At 35.8% G+C, this 25,281-nt stretch carries 19 protein-coding genes and 1 pseudogene; 9 read left to right on the top strand and 11 right to left on the bottom strand.

All coding sequences use genetic code 11. The features are described 5' to 3' along the window. Positions 1-111 precede the first annotated feature (111 nt). The 9 genes and pseudogenes from tnpA (BUB42_RS08780) to BUB42_RS08740 all read left to right on the top strand — a co-directional run bounded on the left by tnpA (BUB42_RS08780) (position 112) and on the right by BUB42_RS08740 (position 14,474). Entirely contained in the window at positions 112-564 is a 453-nt protein-coding gene (gene tnpA, locus BUB42_RS08780; protein WP_073019290.1) for an IS200/IS605 family transposase, read from the top strand. Between the two features lie 172 nt (positions 565-736). Continuing rightward, a complete protein-coding gene (hemB, locus tag BUB42_RS08775) occupies positions 737-1,747 on the top strand; it encodes a porphobilinogen synthase (protein WP_073019289.1) in 1,011 nt (336 codons plus the stop codon). Between the two features lie 3 nt (positions 1,748-1,750). Next, entirely contained in the window at positions 1,751-2,260 is a 510-nt protein-coding gene (locus tag BUB42_RS08770) for a DinB family protein (RefSeq protein WP_073019287.1), read from the top strand. A 38-nt stretch (positions 2,261-2,298) separates the two neighbouring features. Further along, positions 2,299-2,685, top strand: coding sequence for a c-type cytochrome (locus BUB42_RS08765; RefSeq protein ID WP_073019286.1), 387 nt, complete (start codon positions 2,299-2,301; stop codon positions 2,683-2,685). Positions 2,686-2,900: 215 nt separating this feature from the next. Continuing rightward, positions 2,901-3,371 (top strand): annotated as a pseudogene (locus BUB42_RS08760) (methylated-DNA--[protein]-cysteine S-methyltransferase). A gap of 135 nt (positions 3,372-3,506) precedes the next feature. Then, positions 3,507-4,220 (top strand): 3'-5' exonuclease, encoded by a 714-nt coding sequence (locus BUB42_RS08755; RefSeq protein ID WP_073019284.1) that lies wholly within the window; start codon positions 3,507-3,509, stop codon positions 4,218-4,220. 112 nt (positions 4,221-4,332) lie between these two features. Continuing rightward, complete coding sequence (locus BUB42_RS08750; RefSeq protein ID WP_073019282.1) at positions 4,333-5,772, top strand: nucleoside recognition domain-containing protein; 1,440 nt, start codon at positions 4,333-4,335, stop codon at positions 5,770-5,772. A gap of 859 nt (positions 5,773-6,631) precedes the next feature. Further along, a complete protein-coding gene (locus BUB42_RS08745) occupies positions 6,632-13,576 on the top strand; it encodes a T9SS type B sorting domain-containing protein (RefSeq protein WP_073019280.1) in 6,945 nt (2,314 codons plus the stop codon). 16 nt (positions 13,577-13,592) lie between these two features. Then, complete coding sequence (locus BUB42_RS08740; protein WP_073019278.1) at positions 13,593-14,474, top strand: PorP/SprF family type IX secretion system membrane protein; 882 nt, start codon at positions 13,593-13,595, stop codon at positions 14,472-14,474. Between the two features lie 156 nt (positions 14,475-14,630). Here the strand turns inward: BUB42_RS08740 and BUB42_RS08735 are convergent, their stop codons facing one another. The 11 genes from BUB42_RS08735 to BUB42_RS08690 form a co-directional block, all read right to left on the bottom strand. Further along, complete coding sequence (locus BUB42_RS08735) at positions 14,631-15,296, bottom strand: CoA transferase subunit B (protein ID WP_073019276.1); 666 nt, start codon at positions 15,294-15,296, stop codon at positions 14,631-14,633. Between the two features lie 87 nt (positions 15,297-15,383). Next, positions 15,384-16,082 carry a CoA transferase subunit A gene (locus BUB42_RS08730; protein ID WP_073019274.1) on the bottom strand — a complete coding sequence of 233 codons (699 nt, stop codon included), beginning with the start codon at positions 16,080-16,082 and terminating at the stop codon, positions 15,384-15,386. A gap of 246 nt (positions 16,083-16,328) precedes the next feature. Next, on the bottom strand, positions 16,329-18,638 hold the full coding sequence (locus BUB42_RS08725) for a penicillin-binding protein 1A (RefSeq protein WP_073019272.1): 2,310 nt from the start codon (positions 18,636-18,638) through the stop codon (positions 16,329-16,331). A 9-nt stretch (positions 18,639-18,647) separates the two neighbouring features. Beyond that, positions 18,648-19,127, bottom strand: a complete 480-nt coding sequence (locus BUB42_RS08720; RefSeq protein WP_073019270.1) for a gliding motility lipoprotein GldH — start codon at positions 19,125-19,127, stop codon at positions 18,648-18,650. Continuing rightward, complete coding sequence (locus BUB42_RS08715) at positions 19,111-20,400, bottom strand: PSP1 domain-containing protein (RefSeq protein ID WP_073019259.1); 1,290 nt, start codon at positions 20,398-20,400, stop codon at positions 19,111-19,113. Before BUB42_RS08715 ends, BUB42_RS08720 begins: the two co-directional genes overlap by 17 nt. 777 nt (positions 20,401-21,177) lie before the next feature. Further along, positions 21,178-21,369, bottom strand: a complete 192-nt coding sequence (locus BUB42_RS08710) for a hypothetical protein (protein ID WP_139257324.1) — start codon at positions 21,367-21,369, stop codon at positions 21,178-21,180. A gap of 309 nt (positions 21,370-21,678) precedes the next feature. Then, positions 21,679-21,870, bottom strand: a complete 192-nt coding sequence (locus BUB42_RS16245) for a hypothetical protein (RefSeq protein ID WP_139257323.1) — start codon at positions 21,868-21,870, stop codon at positions 21,679-21,681. 59 nt (positions 21,871-21,929) lie between these two features. Further along, positions 21,930-22,361 (bottom strand): IS200/IS605 family transposase, encoded by a 432-nt coding sequence (tnpA, locus tag BUB42_RS08705; protein WP_073019256.1) that lies wholly within the window; start codon positions 22,359-22,361, stop codon positions 21,930-21,932. A gap of 24 nt (positions 22,362-22,385) precedes the next feature. Continuing rightward, the gene (trhO, locus tag BUB42_RS08700; RefSeq protein ID WP_073019254.1) at positions 22,386-23,771 is read right to left on the bottom strand and encodes an oxygen-dependent tRNA uridine(34) hydroxylase TrhO; all 1,386 of its coding nucleotides are present in this window, start codon (positions 23,769-23,771) and stop codon (positions 22,386-22,388) included. Between the two features lie 120 nt (positions 23,772-23,891). Further along, positions 23,892-24,269, bottom strand: a complete 378-nt coding sequence (locus tag BUB42_RS08695) for a hypothetical protein (RefSeq protein ID WP_073019252.1) — start codon at positions 24,267-24,269, stop codon at positions 23,892-23,894. Between the two features lie 144 nt (positions 24,270-24,413). Beyond that, the gene (locus BUB42_RS08690) at positions 24,414-25,205 is read right to left on the bottom strand and encodes a DUF6503 family protein (protein ID WP_073019250.1); all 792 of its coding nucleotides are present in this window, start codon (positions 25,203-25,205) and stop codon (positions 24,414-24,416) included. Between the last annotated feature and the right edge of the window lie 76 nt (positions 25,206-25,281).

Below are 25,281 nucleotides of genomic sequence, written 5' to 3'. Positions count from 1 at the left end.
CACCATCGGTGCGAAATATTAATAGCGCAAAATATTTATATAATTTTATTATCCCAAATTCTTGAATTTTAATCCACATTGGTTTTACATAGTTATAATTAATTTTTGATCATGGCAAATACCTATTCTCAATTGTATGTTCAAGTTGTTTTTGCTGTCAAAGGCAGACAAAATTTAATTTCCAACACATGGAAAGACGAATTGTCTAAATATATCACAGGAATAGTTACCAATGAAGGGCAGAAATTAATTGCCATTAACGGAGTGTCAGATCATATTCATATTTTAATTGGAATAAAACCCAACAAAGCATTGTCTGATTTGGTAAGAGATATAAAAGCAAATTCTTCTCGTTTCATCAATGAAAAAGCTTGGGTAAATGGTAAATTCGAATGGCAAACTGGTTTTGGAGCATTTTCATACAGTCATTCAAATTTAACTAATGTGATTAGATATATTCAAAATCAGGAAGAACATCACAAAGCAAAGACATTCAAAGAGGAATATGTTGCGTTTTTAGAAGCATTCGATGTAGATTATAAAACTGAATTTATTTTTGATTGAGATAAATATGACGCTCCGCTGGAGCTATAAATATGCCGCTCCGCTGGAGCTATAAATATGACGCTCCGCTGGAGCTATAAATATGACGCTCCGCTGGAGCTATAAATATGACGCTCCGCTGGAGCTATAAATATGACGCTCCGCTGGAGCTTAAATTAAATCATAAATCATTATGTTCCCATTACAAAGAGGTAGAAGATTAAGAGTAAACGAATCGATAAGAAGTTTAGTTCGTGAAACCACATTAAGTCCAAGCGATTTTATGTTTCCTATGTTTATCGCGGAGGGCGAAAATTATCAAGTAGAAATTGCTTCGATGCCAGGAATCTTTCGGCGTTCGATAGATTTGACTGTTAGGGAAGTGAAAGAATTATTCGAACTAGGCATTCGTGCAGTGAATATATATGTAAAGGTTGACGAAAGTTTAAAAGACAATACAGGAAAAGAAGCATGGAATCCTAATGGATTGATGCAAAATGCTATTCGTGCAATCAAAATGGCTTGTCCAGAAATGATTGTGATGCCAGACGTAGCTTTGGATCCCTATTCGATTTATGGTCATGACGGGATTATAACTGACGGTGATGTGGCAAACGATGCAACCAATGACGCTTTGGTAAAAATGGCGGTTTCTCATGCGCAAGCAGGTGCCGACTTTGTAGCTCCATCGGATATGATGGACGGACGGGTTTTGCGTTTGCGACAAGGGTTAGACGCAGCTGGTTTTCACAGCGTGGGAATCATGAGTTATTCCGCTAAATATGCCTCAGCATTTTACGGGCCGTTTCGCGATGCTTTAGACAGTGCGCCAAGAGAAATTATGCCCGATGCGGAGCCTTTTGAAGTACCAAAAGACAAGAAAACCTACCAAATGGATTATGCCAATCGCCTCGAAGCTATAAAGGAAGCTTTGTGGGATGTCGAGGAAGGCGCGGATATGGTGATGGTAAAACCAGGAATTGCTTACTTGGATATCGTGCGCGAAGTCAAAAATGCCGTTAACGTTCCTGTTACCGTTTTTCATGTTTCAGGCGAATATGCGATGATAAAAGCCGCTGCCGAAAAAGGTTGGCTAGATAACGATAAAATTATGATGGAACAATTAATGTGCATCAAACGCGCCGGAGCTAGTTTGATTTCGACCTATTTTGCCAAAGAAGCTGCGATACTTTTAAACAAATAATAAATGAAAAAATGTTTAATTATTTTGGTTTTATTGCTTTCCAACAGCATTTTAGCACAAGTTGAGGTAGTTTTCACATTCATCGAGAAATGGGATAATTCCAAGGATTATTTAGTTGCTGTAGCGGAAGCCATGCCGGAAGATAAATATGATTACAAACCTGCTGACCGTGAAATGACTTTTAGAGAACAATTATTTCACATTCAAGACAACATGAATTGGTTAAGCACAACTTACTTTTCATCAGAGAAATATGTAAAAAAAGAAGCGATAAAAGAACTTTCAAAAGCGCAAATAATACAAGAAATAAAAGGCTCTTTTGATAAAGCAAAAATGGTTATCCAAAAAGTAAAGAACGTTGAACTATCCCAGAAAGTAGATTTTTTTGCTGGTCCAAAGTCCAAACTGCAAATACTAAATTTGATGCAAGATCATGTTACACATCATAGAGCACAAATTTTAGTTTATTTAAATCTGAATCAAATTCAACCTCCAAAGTATGTTGGTTGGTGATTTAGATAATTTAAGCATTTATAATAAAAGAAATTATCATGAAAAAGATCTTATTTTTATTTGCCATTTTGGCCTTCGTTTCTTGTAAAAAAGAAGAAGTCAAAAAAGAACCGTTATATCCAACTACGACTGAAGAAATCGCTCAATTGCCCGAGGAATTAGGCAAGGAAATTTTTGAGGGAAAAGGCAATTGTATTGCTTGTCATCAAGTGGTCGAGAAAGTGATAGGACCCAGCCTGCAGGAAATTGCTAAAATTTATAAAGATAAAAACGCAAATATGGTTGCATTTTTAAAAGGCGAAGGCGAGCCTATTGTGGACCCAAGTCAGTATGAAGTTATGAAAACAAATTTTGTGATTACCAAAGCTATGTCAGATCAAGAGTTGCAAGCTTTAGAAGCATACGTATATTCACATTTGAAGTAAGCGTAATTTTTTAAGGAGCTATTTCCCGCTAACCGCTATATCTTTTACGTCCGCCGCGGCGGACATAAAAGGATGCCGCTTTTATCGGGGCTAAAATGCAAGAACCGTTCGTCACGCGAATGGTTTTTTTATGCCTGAAAACGATTTGCCCTTTACATTGTCACTTTATTTCTCACTTGATAAAACAATCAGGTTAATTTTTTTATATATAAAATATGGAAACAGCCTACATTAAAACACCTCTAGGAATCGCCGGAATTACCGGCGATGAAAATGGCGTCTCCGTAATTTCAGTTTCAGACGAAGGAACTATTTCAACTGAAATTCCAGTTTTTTTGCAAGAAGCGGTGCAGCAACTCCAAGAATATTTCGATTCTAAAAGAACTGCTTTTACTCTGAAACTAAATCCAAAAGGGACAGTATTTCAGCATAAAGTGTGGGAATCTTTAAAGGGAGTTTCATTTGGCAAAACAAGAACGTATCTGGAACAATCCAAAATTTTAGGCGATGTCAAAGCCATTCGAGCTGTGGCTGCTGCCAACGGGAAAAATCTGCTTTGAATTGTGGTGCCTTGTCATCGGGTTGTTGGAACGGATGGTTCGCTTACTGGTTATGCTGGGGGATTATGGCGAAAGAAATGGTTATTGGAACACGAAAACCTAACGACACAACAAAGTTTGTTTTAACAGCGACATCCTTTAATAGATTTACAAATAGTATCATATTTTACTTATATTTGGAAAGTATATTTTTGATAAAGCATTTTGTAGGTTTTCTTAATCTGTGCTAATCTGTGAAATCTGCGTTTAAAAAAGAAAGCAATGATAGAAAAAATCAACCTCAATAATATTTTGTTCCTCGACATAGAAACTGTTCCGGAATCCGAAGATTTTGATGCTTTGGATCCAGAAGTGAAAGAGCTGTGGGAACACAAAACGCAATATCAGCGGAAAGACGAATATACGCCTGAGGATTTTTATGATCGTGCGGGTATTTGGGCTGAGTTTGGTAAAATTGTCTGTATTTCGGTAGGATATTTTACTATCAAAGGGGATATTCGAAACTTTCGAGTGACTTCTTTTTTTGGAGAAGAAAAGAAATTGTTGCTTGATTTTAATAATTTGCTTAACACTCATTTTAACCAACCCCAACATGTTTTATGCGGGCACAATGCCAAGGAATTTGACATACCGTTTTTGGCCCGACGCATGATTATAAATCAAATTGCAATTCCAAACAAGTTGAATTTATTTGGCAAAAAGCCATGGGAAATTCCCCATTTAGATACTTTAGAATTATGGAAATTTGGCGATTACAAGCATTACACTTCATTAAAATTAATGTGTAAAGTACTCGGAATTCCAACTCCGAAAGGCGATATCGATGGCAGTCAAGTGGGTCACGTTTTTTATGTAGATAAAGATATTGATCGAATTGTAACGTATTGTGAGAAAGACACTATTGCTGTAGCACAAATTTTTCTGAGATTAAGACGGGAGGATTTGTTGATAGAGGAAGAGATTATTCATGTGTAAGAACAATTTCTAAAACAGTATCTTTTCAAATTAAAAAAAAAGCTTTGTGCTCTTCGCGAATCCCTTTGCGGACTTTGCGGTTAATTTTTTTACATTTACAAAAAATTAGATTATGGTATTGAGTAGATTTTGGTTGGTCATTTTTATTTCTTCTATTGTATTTGTAGTCTTTAGTTTGTTTTCGGGGGACAGTTACACGATTGACCATATTTTAAACGGAAAGAAAGATGATCCGATTTTAATTACCGAAAAATATATAGATCAAATACCTGCCTTTATCAAAGATAGCATCATACTAGCTCCAGATCAAGTTATGATTGTTGATGTCGATAAAAGTAATGCTGATACGACTTATGTTTTCAAGAATAAAACCGTAAAAATTTACAGTGGCGTTCAAAAATCAGATGGTTTGTTAGCAACGTGCAAAAGCAGTTTAGTTGACATTATTATTCCGCTTATTGCCTATTTGGCTTTCTTTTGTGGGCTGATGGAGCTGCTAATTATTTCAGGAGTTTCTGGTAAATTAGCCAAAGTATTGAGTCCTGTTTTTGTAAAAGTATTTCCGAGCATCCCTAAAAACCATCCTTCTATTTCGTACATGACGCTTAATTTTGCGGCTAACTTTTTAGGTTTAGATTCCGCTGCAACTCCCTTTGGGTTAAAAGCAATGGAGAGTTTGCAGGAACTCAATCCGGATAAAGACAGAGCCAGCGATGCGCAAATTATGTTTTTGTGTTTGCATGCATCAGGTTTAACTTTAATTGCCACATCTATTATTGGTTACCGTGCTGCCGCCGGGTCTACTAATCCTGCTGATGTAATGTTACCTTGTATAATTACTTCGTTTATTGGTACCATAGCCGCCTTTATCATTGTGGGAATCAAACAAAAAATCAATTTTAAAAGTGCTTCTTTAGTACTTGGTCTAATAACATTAATTGGAGCTATCATCGGCTTGTTGCTGTATGTAAATCAATTGGATCTGATTGGAAAAAATTATTTCACTTCTAATCTTTCGGGGTTGATATTATTGGCAATTATTGGCTTTACATTAATTTATGCGTTTCGAAAAGAGAAATTATTTGCCGAGGCCAAAACTACTGTTTTTGATGCATTTGTGGTAGGAGCAAATAACGGAGTTAAAACTGGAGTTACAATTTTTCCGTATGTGTTAGGAATGTTAGCCGCAATTTCGTTGTTTAGAAATAGTGGTTTGTTTGATATTATAAGTAATGGTTTAGCTTTTGTCTTTTCTAATTTTGGGGTAAATAAGCAAATTATTGATGCTTTGCCCGTTGCTTTATTAAGACCCTTTAGTTCAGCTGGATCAAGAGGATTTTTGATAGATTCTATGAATACTTTTGGAGCCGATTCTCTAACTGGAAGATTGAGTAGTATTTTTCAATGTAGCGCCGAAAGCACTTTTTATGTTATTGCTGTTTACTTTGGTTCTGTAAACATAAAAGACACTCGTTATGCTTTAGGAGCGATGCTTATTATAGATTTAATTTGTGTGATTACTGCAATATTTGTAGCGACTTGGTTTTTTTAAAAAAAAATAATGAAATTATTTCTTAAACTTATTTCTTTTTGTAAGTAATATTTGTAAATGGATTTATTTCGGTGGACAAAAACCGATGGATGAGTTAATGGAGGATGATAGCGCTCTATTGGGACTTATCGTTATTGTATTTTTCATTTTTGTGATGCTAGGATTTAGAAACTAATCCTTGAACATGTTATAAAAAAAGAGTCGGAACTTCTACGAAAGAATTCCGCCTCTTTTTTTATGACCACTTTTTTTATAAGTTCTCGGCAACGTGTTCATAAAAGGATAGTTTGTAGATACTCTACATTTGGATTTTTATGCTTTAATTTTTGTAGAACCACTTTTATTTCACTGCTTTTACCTTTAAAAAATTATTTTGATTTTCAATTTTATAAGTTATTGCACATTAAATTAGGTTAAATATGTATTTTATCGATTATAATTGCTTTTAATCTTTTATTATCTGACAAACAATATATATTTGCGCTACAAAAATTTTATAATTTTTTATTTTTTTGACATGTTAAAATAGTAGAGTTAATAATTTAAAAAAAGTAACACAAAACAATTATCTATGAAAACAAAATTACTTACAATAGTACTTTCTATTAAGCATTGTTTCTAATTGATAATATTTAATGATTTTCCCTAAAAAAACTTTAAATGTTACTACTATTAAATTTCAAAAATTACTTTAAATAAAGTCGTATGAGTGTTCTTCGATAAATTTAATATTTTGGAATGTAGAATTAACTTTAAACAAATAAAATCGCAGTAACAATAATAAGATTCACATGAAAAATCGATTACTAATTCTTTCAATTTTTACAAGATTTTAAATAAAATTACACCTACCCAATTTATGAAACAAGTTTACCACTATCGCTTTTCCCTTTTATTTATTTTTGTGATCACATTAATTTTTTCTGTAAATTCTTTTGCAGATCGATCCAAAAATTTTTACACAAAGGATTCTTTAAATAAAAAAACATATCAAGCGAGTTCCTTTGGAAATGTAGCTGATAAATTCCCGAGTATATATTTAATAAATGCATTTATCAAGGATGAATTTAATGCCAGTGTAATTGGGAAGATGGCCATACTCAAAGCAAATGATAAAATTTCAAAATCTTTTCAGACTAATATCGATGCTGGATCTAACAATTTTAAAAGTATACTGTGGACCGATAATGGCGGAGTGGTCTTTTTTGGGGATAGTCCCCCAAATACACCAAATGCGTACTTTGATGGCTTAGTTACTAGTGCTTCAGCAATGGCTAGAGGTCCTGGCGCTAATCTTTCTAACATTACTAACAGGACTGGCGGAACCGCTACAGTATTTTCAGTTAATGGTATTGCTTCTTCAACATTAGAGGAAGCGCTTCTCAATGATGATTATATTTTTACGACTGTTGTACTAAATTCGCCAGGACCCACTGTGCGAGTTGGTTCTTTTTCAGTAGGAAGACGTGTAGCAAGTTTTAACAATGGAAGGGTAGCTTTAGTTTTATTTAATCCTGTAACAAATAGTAATACTATAATATCGCAGGATGTGCCAGTTTATAATCGTACAAATTCGGGGATTGCAGGTGCAATTGTCAGTGGCGGAACTTTTATCAATGGTCAAGCCTACCAATTACGATATTATTTTTACGGTGCGGGAAGCTCTGCTGGAAGTACGTATATGATAGACAATCCAGCTGTTGGTTTTCAAGTAAACGATGCCCCTATTGCAACCAACGAAGCTACTATAACAAATTGCTCAGAAGCTGTAAATATAGCTGTTTTAAATAATGATACAGATCCTGAAAATGATGTGCTTACTATTACCAAAATTAATGGCAATAACTTCACGATAGGTTCCGCAATTGTCGTAACTGGTGGTACAATAGTTGTAAATGCAAATAAAACAATAACATTTACGCCATCTAATAACACACCAGCTACACGTTCATTTACATATACCATTAATGACGGAAATAATAATAGTGCTATTGGTACGGTTAATGTAACCATAAGTGCATGCCCCACATTTAATATTGTCACCCAACCTGCCACTCCGCAAGACATTTGTCTGAATGCTGTAGCTACGGCTTTAGCAGTAACAACCTCTGGTAGCAATGTATCTTATCAATGGTATAGAAATATTTTTGATAACATTATAACTGGAACAATAATAAGTGGAGCAACAACATCATCATACACTCCGCCATCTACCACTGTTGGTACTATTTATTATTACGTTAAAATTACTGGAGGCGGGGGCGACCGATACTCAAAAACACGGGTAAATGTTAATCCCGGCACATCTATAACAAATCAAATAACTCCAGCTACGCAAACTGTTTTTCAGAATCAAATTCCAAATAATTTGAGTATTGTAGCTACTGGTGCCGCTGTGGAGTATACCTGGTACAAGAATACAGTAAATAATAACACAACAGGATCATTAATTCCTGCGGCTGCCAATACTTTTTATACTCCCTTAACTACCACGGTTGGAACATCCTATTACTATGTTATAGTTTCAGGAACCTGTGGAAATGTCACTTCAAATGTATCAGAAGTAAGGGTTATTAAGGACACTGACGCTGATGGAATTGAAGATATTACAGATCTGGATGACGACAACGATGGCATATTAGATACTGATGAATGTATTGATTTAAGAGCGTCAAACGGCGATTTTGCTGCTGGTTCTGTTACTGAAATAACATCTGGTCAAAGATATTCACAAGCAGTAGGGATATTAAATATAGATTACACAAAAACAGGAACTGGTGAAATTTATGAATACACCGAGAGCACCTCTAGTGCCAGTGAATTCTACGCGTCAGGAACTCCTATTTCTTATGTTTATCCCGATCGAGATGCTGTTCAAATAATGCGCTTAAATCAGCCTGCTTTTATCAAATTTGCAGTTACGGATATAGACGTTCTGGGAGAAATCACTAGAGTAATCGTTTACGACGAGAATGGAGTTCCGTATTCAAATCTAAATTCGTTTATCACTGCTAGCGGAGAGGGTACTTCGGGAACATATCCAGGAGGAACTCCAACCACATTTAATGATCTTGGAGCTAACATTACTAAAACAGCTGGGGTGGGTTTTGTCGATCTAAGTCCAACTGCACCTGGTGGTCAAAACACTTTCCACAGACCTAATTTGGCTTACTTTGATTTTAGTGCAAATAAAGTATCCAGAATAGACATTGACAATAAAGGTACAGCTGGTGCACCAGGTTTTTTATTTAGCGAAATTCGTTTGTGTCCAGATACTGATGGAGATGGCATAGAAAATAATGTAGACTTAGATTCAGACAACGATGGTTGTTCGGATTCTAATGAGTATTACGGCAATACTACTAGCGCTACTGCTAACCAGCAGTTTGGACAAAGTGGAGGAGCAATAGCGCCAGTAAATTCAAATGGTCAGGTTACTCTTGCTGCAGCAACATATTCAGGCACTTACATAAATGCAACTTCTGCAACTAACGCTTCCATTAGTACGCAACCATTAAACACAAGCGTGATTGCTGGAAGTGATACAACATTTACAGTTGAAGCAATATCATTTAACACAACGACTTTTACCGCCGGTGTGCCTAGTTATGTAATTCCTCCAGCAACTGACAATGCCGCTAACTTAAGGTACCAATGGCAAATAAGTACGGACAGCGGTGTTTCATGGACAAGCTTAAGTAATACAACTCCGTATTCTGGAGTTACAACTGCCACCTTAGCGATAACGGCAGCTACAATATCACTAGACATTGTACAATATCGTGTGATGGTTAGTGCTATTAATAATGTATGTACAAATATAGTTTCTAATGTAGGTGTGCTAACGGTAAATAAAGCAGCATCAACAATTGTAGTAAATGGAGCAACAAGTTATATTTTTAATGGATTAGGACAAGGTCCAGCAACGAGTACTACCACTGGTTCAAGTGGGACAATTACGTACAGTTATGAAGGAACAGGCTCAACAACTTATGGTCCAAGTAATATAGTGCCAGTAGCAGCAGGGACGTACAAAGTCGTAGCGACTGTTGCAGCAGATACAAATTTTGATTTAGCGACTTCTGTAGATTATGTTTTTACTATTAATGCAGATAATGATCGTGATGGTATACCCGATGTGACAGATCTAGATGACGACAATGATGGAATATTAGATACTGATGAGGGTTTTTCCATAAAAGTAATAGAAGATTTTGAAAATCCCACAGGGTCAAGAGCAAATGGATACGATAGTTTTGAAAATGCGTTTCCAATAGGTAGTAGTCAAATTAGAAATTCGACTGGTTCAGCTGGATATTTTGAAAATCCTCCTACGTTAATAGGACAAATAAATGCATTAAATGGTATTTCTTTCTCGGGTCTCCATTCCCCTGATAACTATGGACAAGAAACAGTTTTAATCACATTAAGGAATAATGAATTTTTGTTAAGCGGCATACCTTATCAATTAAGTTTTTTAGCATATCAGATGGATTTAGGCTCTCAATCCAATTTTGAATTTACGCACCCTGGACACTTTGATTTTTATGGTATTAGAGTAGGTACCCCTGACCCAACTGCAGGACAGCAGGCGAACACCGCCGCAATTGCGACTCTGAACGGTGTTGATTTATTAGGAAGAAGTGACCTAATTGATAATAGTACAGCATGGAAAAGATTCTTAATTTCGTTCAGCTCATCATATAATTATGATAGAATATTACTAGTGCCAACGTCTAAAAATTTTGTAGATACTGGCAACTTGGTTCCGGGGAATAGTACATTCTTGGCAATAGATTACCTAACATACTACGAAGTTTTAGATACCGATGGTGATGGTATACTTAATCATTTAGACTTAGATTCAGACAACGATGGTTGTTCTGATTCTAATGAGTATTACGGCAATACTACTAGCGCTACTGCTAACCAGCAGTTTGGACAAAGTGGAGGAGCAATAGCGCCAGTAAATTCAAATGGTCAGGTTACTCTTGCTGCAGCAACATATTCAGGCGCTTACATAAATGCAACTTCTGCAACTAACGCTTCCATTAGTACGCAACCATTAAACACAAGCGTGATTGCTGGAAGTGATACAACATTTACAGTTGAAGCAATATCGCTTAACACAACGACTTTTACCGCCGGTGTGCCTAGTTATGTAATTCCTCCAGCAACTGACAATGCGACTAACTTGAGGTACCAATGGCAAATAAGTACGGACAGCGGTGTTTCATGGACAAGCTTAAGTAATACAACTCCGTATTCTGGAGTTACAACTAATACATTAGCTGTAACGGCAGCTACAATATCACTAGACACTGTACAATATCGTGTGATGGTTACTGCTATTAATAATGTATGTAAAAATATAGTTTCTAATGTAGGTGTGCTAACGGTAAATAAAGAAGCATCAACTATTTCAGTTACAGGAAATACAAATTTCACTTATTCTGCAATAGGGCAAGGGCCTGCAACAGTATTAGCAACAGGTTCAACTGGAGCAGTTTCTTATGTTTATGAAGGAACGGGTTCAACAACTTACGGGCCAAGTGCTTCATTACCAACAAATGCCGGAACGTACAAAGTAGTAGCAACTATCGCTTCAGATGCAAATTATTCGGGAGTAACGTCAGCGGATTATGCTTTTAACATTGCCGCAGCAACTTCAACAATTATAGTAACAGGAAATACAAACTTCACTTATTCTGGTACAGGGCAAGGGCCTGCAACAGTATTAGCAACAGGTTCAACTGGAGCAGTTTCTTATGTTTATGAAGGAACGGGTTCAACAACCTATGGACCAAGTACTACATTACCAACAAATGCCGGAACGTACAAAGTAGTAGCAACTATCGCTTCAGATGCAAATTATAACGGAGAAACGTCAGCGGATTATGCTTTTAATATTGTCGCAGCAACTTCAACTATTTCAGTAACAGGAAACACAAATTTCACTTATTCTGGTGCAGCTCAAGGGCCTGCAACAGTATTAGCAACAGGTTCAACTGGAGCAGTTTCTTATGTTTATGAAGGAACGGGATCGACAACTTACGGGCCAAGTGCTTCATTACCAACAAATGCCGGAACGTACAAAGTAGTAGCAACTATCGCTTCAGATGCAAATTATAACGGAGAAACGTCAGCGGATTATGCTTTTAATATTGTCGCAGCAACTTCAACTATTTCAGTAACAGGAAACACAAATTTCACTTATTCTGGTGCAGCTCAAGGGCCTGCAACAGTATTAGCTACAGGTTCAACTGGAGCAGTTTCTTATGTTTATGAAGGAACGGGATCGACAACTTACGGGCCAAGTGCTACATTACCAACGAATGCTGGAACGTATAAAGTTGTAGCATCTGTCGCTTCAGATGCAAATTATACTGGAGTAACATCAGCGGATTATGCTTTTAACATTGCCGCCGCAACTTCAACTATTTCAGTGACAGGAAATACAAATTTCACTTATACTGGAACAGGGCAGGGACCTGCAACAGTAAATGCAACAGGTTCAATTGGAGTAGTTTCTTATGTTTATGAAGGAACGGGATCGACAACTTACGGGCCAAGTGCTACATTACCAACTAATGCTGGGACGTACAAAGTAGTAGCAACAATTGCCTCAGATACAAATTATACTGGAGTAACGTCAGCGGATTATACTTTTGAAATTGCAAAAGCTAATCCAATTATAGGTTCATTTGTAAATATTTTGAAATTTGATATTGATCCAGTTTTTACTTTACCCGTACCATCTAGTAACAGCACAGGAGCATTTACTTTCATTAGTAACAGTCCAAACATTGCTTCGGTTACCGGTACAACTGTTTCAATAGTCAGCGCAGGCACAACTACAATAACTGCTTATCAAGCTGCCAATGAAAACTATAATGCTGGGTCAGTTACTTTATTGCTAACGATACTAGTGGGTGATACTGACGGTGACGGTGTTACTGATACTATGGAATTACTGGATAACACCAATTCTAATAATCCTTGTGAGTTTAATTTGACTAGTCAAACACTCTCGCCAAATCCAGCATGGAATACTTCCGACTGCGATGGTGATGGTGTTTCCAATGCACAAGAAAAAACAGATGGAACGGATCCAAAAAATCCAGATACCGATGGTGATGGTGTTGTAGACGGTAAAGAGAAATTGGACGGAACAGATCCAAAAAGCTTATGCAATTTTATTTTGATAAGTCAAACCGTCAGTACTAGCGTAGCATGGAATAATGCAGATTGTGATAACGATGGTAAAATTAATGCTGATGAAAAAGCCATCCGTTCTGATATTTTTAATTCTGATACCGATGGGGATGGAATAATAGATGGTCAAGATAATTGTCCATTAATTTCAAATCAAGATCAATTAGATACTGATGGAGATGGAATAGGGAATATATGCGATACAGATGATGATAACGACGGAGTTTTAGATTTAGTTGATAATTGTCCTATAACTTACAATCCTGGCCAAGAGGATAGAGATAGCGATGGATTAGGCGATGTGTGCGATGCAGTAGGATTGAACATTTCTCAAGCTATTACTCCAAATGGAGATGGAGTCAATGACACTTGGGTTATTTACAATATCGAGAATAGTCCTAATACGATCGTTCGTGTTTTTAATCGCTGGGGAGCTGAAGTGTTTTACTCTAACAATTACGCTAATGATTGGGATGGTCATTTTAAAAATAATTTAGAAGAATTACCTCAAGCACCTTACTACTATCAAATAGATGTTAGTAATGACGGTTCAATAGAGTACAAGGGGTGGATTTATATTACTAAATAAATTAAGATCAAAAAAAATGAAAAAAGCACAAAATATAATAGTCGTTATAGTTCTTTTACTGAGTATTAAAGCGATCTCACAGGAAGAAACTAACATTACTTTGTTTCGTTATCACATGAATTTATTCAATCCTGCTTATGTTGGTATAAATGACGAAACTTTACTAACAAGTACGCTTCGCAGGCAATGGACGGGTGTACCTGATGCACCATCAACGCAAACCGTTTCTTTTGGAATGCCTGTTGGTAAGAATTTGGGAATAGGAGTTTCTGTACTCAATGAACAAACATTCATTGAAAAGCAAAACACTGTTGCAATTGATTTTTCATATAAAGTACAAATGAACCAAAATACAGATTTGTATTTTGGTTTAAAAGCGGGTGGTAACTTTTATGATGTAAACTTATCAGGATTAGAAACCTATAATATAATGATGGATAATTCACTAACAAACATCAGTTCATTCAACCCTAATATTGGGGTTGGAGCCGTATTGCGCAATGAAAAATGGTTTGTTTCCGTAGCGGTGCCTCGATTACTAAATACGACAAAAGCGAGAAACGAAATGGGTTTTGCAACAATAGCTACAGATCGACCTCATTTTTACGTTAGTGGTGGTTATGACTTTGAATTATCGGATTCATTCACGCTCAAACCATCAACAATGGTGCGCTATGTAAATGCTGCACCAATATCAATTGATCTAAACACCATGCTTTCATTTGAAAACAAATTTGAGATTGGCGCGACCTATAGAACAGATCAAGCTTATGCTGCAATTAGTACAATTACAATCAGCAAGCACTTCATGTTTGGTTTTGTATATGAAATGAGCACAAGAGCTAGCCTTGCAAGAGCAAGAAATACTAATGAAATTTTATTGCGTTTTAAATTTTAACAGCCAACTGCAGCTAAATTTATGATTATGAACGTTTAAGGTAATTGATGAAATTAGCAAATCCCGAGAGCTCGCAATGGCAATCGGGATTTTTTTATATCATAATTAAATTGTCTTTGTTTCAGAATCGCAATCAATATTTTTTATCCAAAGAGGTTATAAATAGTGAGAGATAACCATTTCGGGAATTTCTCCTTCAATAATCAGTTCTGCTTCAGTAGCGGCAATAATATGTTCTACAGAAACTCCTGGCGCACGTTCGAGAAGTTTAAAACCTTTTGAAGTCACTTCCAGAACAGCAAGTTCTGTAACCACTTTTTTAACGCAACCTACGCCAGTCAATGGTAAAGTACAACGTTTTAAAATTTTAGACTCACCTGCTTTATTCACGTGCATCATTGCGACGATAATATTTTCGGCAGAAGCAACCAAGTCCATTGCGCCACCCATTCCTTTTACCATTTTACCTGGGATTTTCCAATTGGCTATGTCGCCATTTTCGGCAACTTCCATTGCACCAAGTATGGTTAAATCTACTTTTTGACTGCGAATCATTCCAAAACTCAAAGCAGAATCAAAAAAACTTGCCCCAGGAAGAGTCGTGATGGTTTGTTTACCCGCGTTGATGATGTCAGCATCTTCTTCACCTTCAAAAGGGAATGGTCCCATACCCAGAACGCCGTTTTCACTTTGAAATTCAACATTAATTCCATCGGGAACATAGTTTGCTACTAATGTTGGTATACCTATTCCTAAGTTTACGTAATATCGGTCTTTAACTTCTTTTGCAATTCGCTTTGCTATGTCTTCTTTTGTTAACATAATTTATATTTTAAACCATTAAGAAATTAAGGTTCATTAAGATTTTCATTAAATGTTTAATTTTCACGACTGAACGCTAAAGACTGATTACTTTTTTCTTACTGTTCTCTGTTCTATTCTTTTTTCAAATGTTTCACCTTGAAAAATGCGTTGCACCATAATCCCCGGTATGTGAATTTGATTGGGATCTAATGAACCAACAGGCAACAATTCTTCCACTTCTGCAATCGTAATTTTTGCAGCACCCGCCATACATGCGTTAAAGTTTCTTGCTGTTCCTTTAAAAATAAGATTTCCAGCTTCGTCGCCTTTCCACGCTTTTACGATAGAAAAATCAGCTTCATATGCTAATTCCATCACGTGCATTTTTCCATTGAATGCCCGCGTTTCTTTACCTTCAGCGACTTCCGTTCCATAACCAGCTGGAGTAAAGAATGCTGGAATTCCTGCCTGAGCAGCGCGACATTTTTCGGCTAATGTTCCTTGTGGCGTTAATTCAACATCAAGTTCGCCAGAGAGCATTTGGCGCTCAAATTCGGCATTTTCTCCTACGTAAGAGGATATCATTTTCTTGATTTGGCGCTTTTGCAAAAGCAATCCAAGACCAAAATCATCAACACCTGCATTATTTGAAATACAAGTTAAATTAGTCGTTTCCTTTTGAACTAATTCGGCAATCGAATTTTCTGGTATTCCACATAATCCAAAGCCACCTAACATAATCGTCATACCATTTTCGATACCTTGAAGTGCATCTTGAACGTTGTTTACTTTTTTGTTAATCATAAAATGAGTTGTAATAATCTAATTATATATTAAAAAGATAAAATTGTTTCTAAAAATAGAGTGTTTCATTATTTGAGTTATAAAAACTAATGCCCTAGCCCCGATTACTTCACTAACTTTCTATTTCTATTGGAGTTCAGTGAACTTCGTTTGCAATGGAAATCCTTTTTATTGTCAAATTCTGAAAGGTTTGACTATAAAAAGATTGTAATAAATAGCGGGATTAAGCTCCTAAAGAAAGGAATTTTACAATTCAAATTCCCCGGTATCTTGCTCTACAGCAGTTGTGTCTATTACTTTTTTAGGCACATAACAGTCTACTTTTATTGATAAATTTGGCGGTCGATCGAAGGATGCTTTTGATACTTTTAATAAAGGATCAGCGTAACAAAGTTTCATGAAATAACCCCAGACAGGTAAAGCTGCAGTTGCTCCTTGTCCATAAGTAATACTTTTGAAGCGGGCGGAGCGATCCTCGCAACCTACCCAGACTCCCGTTACAAGATTTGGAACCATTCCCATAAACCAACCATCAGACTGGTTTTGAGTGGTACCCGTTTTTCCAGCAATAGGGTTTCTAAATTGGTATGGATATCCTGTCCATCTGTTGTCTCCATTACCACCGCCTGTAGTACGTAAACGATCTCCCGAGCCGCCTTCTGTAACGCCTTCTAATAATTTAATTACAGCATAAGCAATATCTTTATTCAAAACATCGTGTGATTCTGGAATTGGTTCGTAAATGATTACACCACTTTTATCCTCAATTTTCGATATAAATTGCGGTTTCATATAAACACCTTGATTGGCAAAAGTGCTGTAAGCCGCCACCATATCTTCAACAGTTATTTCAACTGCTCCAAGTGCAATAGAGGGTTGAAAAGGAATTTCAGATTTAATTCCTAGTTTGTGTGCTAAGTCCACAACTGCTTCTGGCCCTACTTTATCCATAAGCTTTGCCGAAACGGTATTTATAGAATTAGCTAACCCTCTTTTTAAAGTAACCATCCCGCGGTATCTGTTATCTGAATTTTTTGGTTCCCAATCTTCCGTCACATTGTGGCGCCCTTTTCTAATCATAAACGGACCATCAATAATGGAGTCGCATGGAGACATATTTAACTGTTCAATAGCAGTTGCATAAACAAATGGTTTGAAAGTAGATCCCACTTGTCTTGCTCCTTGACCTACGTGATCGTACTGGAAATATTTATAATTGATACCGCCAACCCATGCTTTCACATTACCAGTTTGCGGTTCCATGGCCATCAATCCAGATTGTAAAAAATGTTTATAATAGCGGATAGAATCCAATGGTGTCATAATAGTGTCTTTTTCTCCTTTCCAAGAGAAAACAGTCATTTTAGTTTTTTCGCTGAACGAAGCGATTATCTCTTCATCTGTTTTTTCCATTGACTTCATAACCGCCCATCTACTGGATGATTTCATTGCTTGGTTCAAAATTCTTTGCGTTTCAGCAGATGAAATGTTTACAAATGGAGCATTTTTATTGCCTTTAGATTGATTGAAAAACTCTTCCTGAAGGTTTGCCATGTGTGCCGTAACTGCTTCCTCAGCATGCAATTGCATTCTCGAGTCGATTGTAGTATAGATTTTTAAACCATCTTTATAAATATCATAATCAGATCCATCTGGTTTTTTATTTGTCTCTACCCATTTTTTCATATAGTCCCGCAAATATTCTCTAAAATAAGTAGCCGTTCCTTCTTTATGAGTTTCTAGCTTAAAATTGAGTTTGATGGGTAAGCTCTGTAACTTTAGTTTTTGATCTTCAGTAATAATGTTACCTTTTTCCATTTGCGAAAGCACTACATTTCTACGATTTTTAACGCCTTGTGGATTTCTAATTGGATTGTACAAACCAGAATTTTTAAACATTCCAACTAAAATGGCAGATTCATCGATAGTTAAATCCTTTGGCTCTTTTGAAAAATAGGTTTTTGCCGCTGAACTCACTCCTACAGAGTTGTTTCCAAAATCATAAACATTGCAGTACATGGCAATAATTTCATTTTTAGTGTATTGTCTTTCTAATCGAATGGCGACTATCCATTCTTGTACCTTTTGTTTGATTCTAAAAGGCAGAAATTTCGAACCTTCCCCGTGCAACAATTGTTTGGCGAATTGCTGTGTTAACGTACTCGCTCCACCGCTAGTTCCTAAACTAGAAATAGCTCTTAAAGTTCCTCTTGCATCAATACCTGAATGTTGATAAAAACGAGCATCTTCAGTGGCTATTAATGCCTGAACTAGATTTTTGGGTAAGTCAGAATATTTTAATTGTGATCTATTTTTTTGAAAATATTTCCCAAGTACTACTCCGTCTGCTGAAATAACTTCGGTCGCTAAGTTAGAATCCGGATTTTCTAAGTCCTCAAAAGAGGGCATTGCACCAAATAGCCCCCATGAGGTAAACAAGAAGAATAATCCAATACTTCCAAGTCCAATAAAGAATATTTTCCAAAATTTCTTTTGATAATAAGCACTGTTTTTATCGGTTCTTTTTACTTGGTTGTTGTTTTTTTTGATGGCCATAATACTATTTTATTCTTTTTTTTCTATTCTAAAACCTACTTCGGTAATTCCGTCCAGAGCTTTCACACCTGGTATTTTATCGCCTTCACGAACAGCCTGTTTAATATGCACTTTGTATGTGGAACGAAAGCGTACGTTTTCCTTGTAGTATAGTTTGCTTTCCTTTATTTTTGAAAAGCCATCGCCCAGCAATGTTCCATCAGGTTCGGCCATTTGATATTCTAAAGTGTCGACTTTTGTAAAACCATTTGGCAATTCTAATGCAACAATTAAGTACAAATTATTGTACTTATAATCGTCATTTGCTCGTAAAGTCACAAATAAATCATATCGTTTCGTTGAATCTAATTCTGGTAAATGGAAATTGACAATAGTATCTTTGTCCCAAGAGTTTCCAACCGATTTATACTCGTCAAAAACCCTTTTTTTATCACAAGATGAAAAAAGTACAACCACTATAAGCAGTAAAGCGCTATTTTTTATCCACATTTTTAGTAATAATTATTGGTTTTCTTGGCTCAACAGGTCTCTTATCGTCGGGAGCTTGACGATTGTTGTTGTTGTTATTATTGTTGGCTGGTTTATTGCTATTTGTAGGTTTGTTATTGTTTGCAACAATTACATTTTCGCCTATGGGTTTGCGCTTTTTATTTGGTTTTTTCTTCGCTTTTGGTTGGTCAAAACGAGTTAAACTCTCTTGTCCCATTGCATTGTTGAAGTTTTTCTCTACCTCGACAACAATTTCTATTGCAAAATCTTCAAGTGAAGAAACCTTATTTTTCAGTTTATTTTCAGCTACAATTTCTTTTACCTGATCGATTTTTAATACATGCCAATTGGCAAAATTATTGGTGTAAGCAAACCACATTAATCCCTTAAAAATATCCTGCTTTTGACATATTGCGTCTCCCTTTTCAGTAACTAATCTAGTTTCAAAATCTGGGAAATCTTTCAATGCGTCCATATAAGTATCTAACTCATAGTTTAGGCAGCATTTCAATTTTCCGCATTGCCCAGCTAGTTTTTGAGGGTTTAAAGACAGTTGTTGGTACCGAGCTGCAGAGGTGTTTACGCTTCTAAAATCTGTTAACCAAGTTGAGCAACATAATTCTCTTCCACAAGATCCTATTCCTCCTAAACGAGCAGCCTCTTGGCGAAAGCCCACTTGTTTCATTTCAATTCTAGTGCTAAATTCTTTTGCAAAATCTTTAATTAAAGCACGAAAATCAATTCGGTCATTTGCAGTATAATAAAAGGTAGCTTTGGATCCATCTCCTTGAAATTCAATATCAGAGATCTTCATTTCAAGTTTTTGAGCAATTGCTAATTCACGTGCTCTTACTTTCATCGGTTCCTCCTTATCACGAGCAACAGACCAGATGTCAATATCTTTCTGTGAGGCTTTTCTATAGATTTTTGGAATTTCGTTACTAGAATGATTGACTCCTTTTTTCTTCATTTGGATTTTAACCAGCTCGCCTGTCAAAGTTACAATTCCAATATCATGACCAGGAGAAGCAACTGTAGCTACAATGTCTCCCATGCTCAATGTTAATTTCTCAGTATTGCGATAAAATTCTTTTCTTCCGTTCTTGAAACGTACTTCTACGCAGTCAAAAGGTGCATCTCCATTAGGTAAACTCATATTAGAGAGCCAGTCGAAAACCGTCAATTTATTGCAGCTATCGGTGCCGCAAGTCCCATTATTTTTACAACCCTTAGGTGCGCCACCATCAGAAGTTGAACAACTTGTACATGCCATAATTTTATATATAGTGTTGTGACGGGCACAACTTAAGTTCTTAAAACGATTAAGTCGTAAAGATAGTATTTTTTAATTTTATGTTACAACCATTGGAATTAGATGAAATTGATAAAATTTTATTAAAAAAATCATAGTTATTTGTGTGGTAATAGGTTGATTTTACACTCAAGGTTTTAATTTGGAGTAATTGGATTTCATTATTCTTTCACGGTTAAAACCGTGGGTTATGGTAAAAATCGTTGTAGCTTAATTGTTTTTATTGCCCACCTTTTCAACCTTGAGATGTTATAAAGCGTTGTATTTTTAATATTCAAAAAAATAGATAAGTTCTTGATAGTGATAGAATTTCCCACGGGTAAAACCGTGGGTTATGGTTAAAATGGTTGTAGCTATTTGTGTTTATTGCCCACGGTTTCAACTGCGGGATTGATACAAATCCCCACGGTTAAAACCGTGGGTTATGGTAAAAATCGTTGTAGCTTAATTGTTTTTATTGCCCACGGTTTCAACCTTGAGATGTTATAAAGCGTTGTATTTTTAATATTCAAAAAAATAGATAAGTTCTTGATAGTGATAGAATTTCCCACGGTTAAAACCATGGGTTATGGATAAAATGGTTGTAGCATAATTGTGTTCATTGCCCACGGTTTTAACTGCGGGATTGATACAATTCCCCACGGTTAAAACCGTGGGTTATGGTTAAAATGGTGGTTGTGTTTTAATTGTTTTTATTGCCCACGGTTTCAACCGTGGGATGTTATGAAGCGCTGTATTTTAATATTCAATAAGACAGATAAGTACTTGCTTGTGATAGAATTCCCCACGGATAAAACCGTGGGTTGTGGATAAAATGGTTGTAGCATATTTGTTTTTATTGCCCACGGTTTTAACTGCGGGACTGATACAATTCCCCACGGTTAAAACCTTGGGTTGTGGTAAAAATGGTTTTAGCATAATTGTGTTCATTGCCCACGGTTTCAACCGTGGGATTTTAATAAGCGTTTTGTTCTTAATATTTATTGAAATAGATAATTTCTTCATCGTGATACAATTCCTCACGGTTAAAACCGTGGGTTATGGTTAAAATGGTTGTAGCTATTTGTGTTTATTGCCCACGGTTTCAACCGTGGGATTTTATCAACCGTTGTATTTTTAATTTTTAATAAAACAGATAAGTTCTTGCTTGTGATAGAAATCCCCACGGTTAAAAGGTTACAGCTTATTTGTTTTTATTGCCCACGGTTTCAACCGTGGGATGTTATGAAGCGCTGTATTTTAATATTCAATAAGACAGATAAGTACTTGCTTGTGATAGAATTCCCCACGGATAAAACCGTGGGTTGTGGATAAAATGGTTGTAGCATATTTGGTTTTATTGCCCTCGGTTTTAACTGCGGGATTGATACAATTCCCCACGGATAAAACCGTGGGTTGTGGTAAAAATGGTTGTAGCATAATTGTGTTCATTGCCCACGGTTTCAACCGTGGGAATCCGTTGTTTTTAACTTCGATAATCTGATCTTATACTATTCAGACAATCCATATAATTTAATGTACTCGTCGAACTCTTCCTGAAAACTTTGCTTTAGATGATGTTGTTTCTGATTTTTTATATAATGGTAAACCTTCTCAACTTGTGATTCACTAACTGAATAAGCAGCGTATCCCGTTTGCCAAGCAAATTTTTCAAGCATCAAATCCACTCCATTTATAGAATGGGACGAACTTCCTTTTGCTTGTTTTATTACTTCCGAAATTGATTTTTGAGGATTTAGTAAAAATAAAGCGTGAACATGATCGGGCATGCTGTTTATGATTCTAACGGGGCAACCTAAATCAATTAGTTCGTCCTGAATGTAATCCTGAACTTGTTTTTCAATTGAAAAATCAATTAAACTGGTTCTTAATTTTGTTGCCCAAATAGCGTGAATCCAAATTTTATTATAGGAATGCGGCATATAACTATTTTTTACTTAGCTAAATTACTCTAAAACTTTATACAATTTATCAGACAAACGAATTCTAAAAGGTAATTTAAAAGTACAAGTATCGTCAGTAGTTGCAATTTTAGCATCGATGTCGTTTACGAACATTTTTTCAATCATCATTTGCTGTTCTCCGGTGGTAGCTCCTTTAATTAATATGGTATCACCTACGTTTATTTCTCCTTCTTCGATTAAAAATTCTCCAACACTTGGTTTTGGAAAAAAATGAGTTCCTTTTCCAACGTATTGTTTTTTAATTTTTATTTCTTTTTTCAGAACAGTGGCGACTCTGCGCGCAGTGTTTGTTTCTACTAATTGGCTAAGAGTTGGAACCGCTGCTAATGGATCTTGATTGTTCTTAAAAGTCAACACATCTGATTTTCCTTTTTTGAAGATCATATTGCCGTTTTTCATTCCTCTACGAACAGCTTTTTGTTCTTCTTCTGGCAAATGAATTACTGTCACACATTCAGTTGAGCAGCAGCCTTCCATTTTTTCTTTGCAGGAATCGCATTGGATGAAAAGTAAATGACAACCTTCGTTGGCGCAGTTGGTATGAACGTCACAAGGCGCCCCACATTGATGGCATTGTGAAACAATATCGTCTGTGATTCTTTCGCCCAAGCGGTGATCAAAAACAAAGTTTTTTCCAATGAATTTGCTTTCTAAACCTTCGGCTTTTACTTGTCGCGTGTATTCTATAATTCCGCCTTCGAGTTGGTAAACATTCTCAAAACCTTTGTGTTTAAAATAAGCGCTGGCTTTTTCACAACGAATTCCTCCGGTGCAATACATTAATATTTTTTTATCCTGTTTGTGCGCTCCTAATTGTTCTTCGATGATGGGTAAGCTTTCGCGAAAAGTATCTACATCTGGTTTTATTGCTTTGGTGAAATGCCCGATTTCACTCTCGTAATGATTACGCATATCGACCACAATCGTGTTTGGATCTTCTAGCAAGTCATTAAATTCATGAGCTTTTAGGTGAATTCCTATGTTGGTTACATCAAAAGTTTCATCAACTAAACCATCAGCAACAATCTTGTCACGAACTTTTACTGTTAGTTTTAAAAAGGAGTGATCATCGTGTTCTACTGCAATATTCAACCGGATTCCTTTCATGAAATCATACGCTTCTATAGAGTCTTTAAAAGCATAGAAATTATCAGCAGGCAGTGATAACTGGGCGTTAATTCCCTCATTGGCGACATAAATCCGGCCTAGAACCTCGAGAGGATTCCATGCTAGAAATAATTCATTACGAAATTGTGTTGGATTTGAAATTTGCGCATAAGCATAGAAAGACAGCGTAAGACGTTGTTTTCCGGCATCATCGATCATGATGGCTCTTTCTTCTGCGCTTAAGGTGTTATACAGTTGCATGCTATAAACAGTTAAGTGTGAAAAATTATTTTTTGCAAAAGTAACAAAAATATCCGCAAACTTTATAAGAACGTGGAAAGCCTTAAAAATGGAAAACTAAGCTAGAAAAAAAATAACTATTTATTTGATAATAGTACAAACACCATTTACACATTTTACTTCAGTTGGTGGTAATCTCATCATACAATCAGAAATTGCTCCTGTTTTTATGTTATTTTCTTGGTCCATTTCATTGTAGGTAGCGACCATTTGTTTCAATTTTACAATGTCAACTCCATTCGAAAAAAGTAAGTACGTTCTGGGTCCGCCGCAAGGCTTTGAACCAAAACCAATAAAGCCACAACCAGCTGTTTCTGAACAAGAAAAGCTATTGATGTAATCAATGATTTCTTTATTTTTCTGTTCCAATGTAAACTCGGGAATATCGGGATCGTTATCATCACATTGCATACTTAGGAGTAAAAAAGAGCATAGCAGTAAAAGAATTTTTGTTTTCATGGCTGTAGTTTTTTATTTAGATGCAAATTTCTTAAAAAGGTTGCGCAAAGGTCTTGGTAGAAATAATAACTTACTGATGGGAAAAGCACAAAAATTATTTCGAAACAGCAAATAAATCTAATATGTGTAAAGCAAAAAATAATTTTACTTATGATTATTAACGATATTCTCCGATAGAATTTGGGATATCTTTTTTAGTTTTCCTTGTTCGTATAATTTAGGCAAATCCTTTAAAGGAGTTTTTACAGGAGCTTCATAATTGATAAAATCCTGAAAAGTAACTCCTGCAATTACGCGTGTGTTGATAGCGACTCTAAATCGCACTCCACCATCATTTACGTGGTAATTGTAAGCCAGGTAGTCTACTTTATGGGTGTCTTTGTTTATCCAATACTGATACTCATCGTCAAAATCTTTTCCACCACCGTCCTTACCAAAAGTTACGCCTATTGCATCGTACTTCTTTCCTTTTATTGTGCTTTCTTCAACGAATTCTTTGTTTACAGAAGCATCTTGAAGCTTATAAGGAAGCGTAACAAAGTAAATAACAGAATTTAAAGCTTCAGAATATTTACCAGTCTGTTCTTTGTTTAAACGTTGTAACTTGTCGTTTATAAACCGTTCAAATTTTGCTGGAGTCAGAATATCTTTGACAACAGAATCACCCTTTTTAATTTCGGATGTATATTTAAAATTGCCTCCGTTATTTTGAAAACGGTAGTTTTTTTCTCTAAAAATAAAAGAGTAATCGGCAGTCAGATATAATTTACCTCCGTGAGCTTCAATAGTTTTATCGATTATCGAATCCGCTTTTGAGAATTTTAGTATTGTTATTATTGTATCATTTTGTACCGAATCATTATTGATGGTCTTTTTGTTAGTACAAGACAGTAAAATCGCCATCAAAAAGCAAAATATTAATAGATTTTTTTTCATCTTCTGTAAGGATTATATTTTATAAAGAACAACAAAACAAGAGGGTGTTTTGTACTATTTTTAATTTAAACTATAT

The sequence above is a fragment of the Flavobacterium micromati genome, from assembly GCF_900129585.1.
GTDB classification, from domain to species: domain Bacteria; phylum Bacteroidota; class Bacteroidia; order Flavobacteriales; family Flavobacteriaceae; genus Flavobacterium; species Flavobacterium micromati.
The sequence above is the reverse complement of the archived record's forward strand: the minus strand, read 5'-3'. Positions and strand labels throughout refer to the sequence as shown.

Bases quoted from the DNA above. Each gene is read 5' to 3' on its own strand.
- hemB (WP_073019289.1), top strand. From the start codon at position 737: ATGTTCCCATTACAAAGAGGTAGAAGATTAAGAGTAAACGAATCGATA.
- BUB42_RS08695 (WP_073019252.1), bottom strand. From the start codon at position 24,269: ATGAAAACAAAAATTCTTTTACTGCTATGCTCTTTTTTACTCCTAAGT.
- BUB42_RS08740 (WP_073019278.1), top strand. From the start codon at position 13,593: ATGAAAAAAGCACAAAATATAATAGTCGTTATAGTTCTTTTACTGAGT.
- trhO (WP_073019254.1), bottom strand. From the start codon at position 23,771: ATGCAACTGTATAACACCTTAAGCGCAGAAGAAAGAGCCATCATGATC.
- BUB42_RS08750 (WP_073019282.1), top strand. From the start codon at position 4,333: ATGGTATTGAGTAGATTTTGGTTGGTCATTTTTATTTCTTCTATTGTA.
- BUB42_RS08755 (WP_073019284.1), top strand. From the start codon at position 3,507: ATGATAGAAAAAATCAACCTCAATAATATTTTGTTCCTCGACATAGAA.
- BUB42_RS08745 (WP_073019280.1), top strand. From the start codon at position 6,632: ATGAAACAAGTTTACCACTATCGCTTTTCCCTTTTATTTATTTTTGTG.
- BUB42_RS08725 (WP_073019272.1), bottom strand. From the start codon at position 18,638: ATGGCCATCAAAAAAAACAACAACCAAGTAAAAAGAACCGATAAAAAC.
- BUB42_RS08765 (WP_073019286.1), top strand. From the start codon at position 2,299: ATGAAAAAGATCTTATTTTTATTTGCCATTTTGGCCTTCGTTTCTTGT.
- BUB42_RS16245 (WP_139257323.1), bottom strand. From the start codon at position 21,870: ATGAACACAATTATGCTACAACCATTTTTACCACAACCCACGGTTTTA.
- BUB42_RS08730 (WP_073019274.1), bottom strand. From the start codon at position 16,082: ATGATTAACAAAAAAGTAAACAACGTTCAAGATGCACTTCAAGGTATC.
- BUB42_RS08710 (WP_139257324.1), bottom strand. From the start codon at position 21,369: ATGAACACAATTATGCTAAAACCATTTTTACCACAACCCAAGGTTTTA.
- BUB42_RS08735 (WP_073019276.1), bottom strand. From the start codon at position 15,296: ATGTTAACAAAAGAAGACATAGCAAAGCGAATTGCAAAAGAAGTTAAA.
- tnpA (WP_073019290.1), top strand. From the start codon at position 112: ATGGCAAATACCTATTCTCAATTGTATGTTCAAGTTGTTTTTGCTGTC.
- BUB42_RS08715 (WP_073019259.1), bottom strand. From the start codon at position 20,400: ATGGCATGTACAAGTTGTTCAACTTCTGATGGTGGCGCACCTAAGGGT.
- BUB42_RS08720 (WP_073019270.1), bottom strand. From the start codon at position 19,127: ATGTGGATAAAAAATAGCGCTTTACTGCTTATAGTGGTTGTACTTTTT.
- tnpA (WP_073019256.1), bottom strand. From the start codon at position 22,361: ATGCCGCATTCCTATAATAAAATTTGGATTCACGCTATTTGGGCAACA.
- BUB42_RS08770 (WP_073019287.1), top strand. From the start codon at position 1,751: ATGAAAAAATGTTTAATTATTTTGGTTTTATTGCTTTCCAACAGCATT.
- BUB42_RS08690 (WP_073019250.1), bottom strand. From the start codon at position 25,205: ATGAAAAAAAATCTATTAATATTTTGCTTTTTGATGGCGATTTTACTG.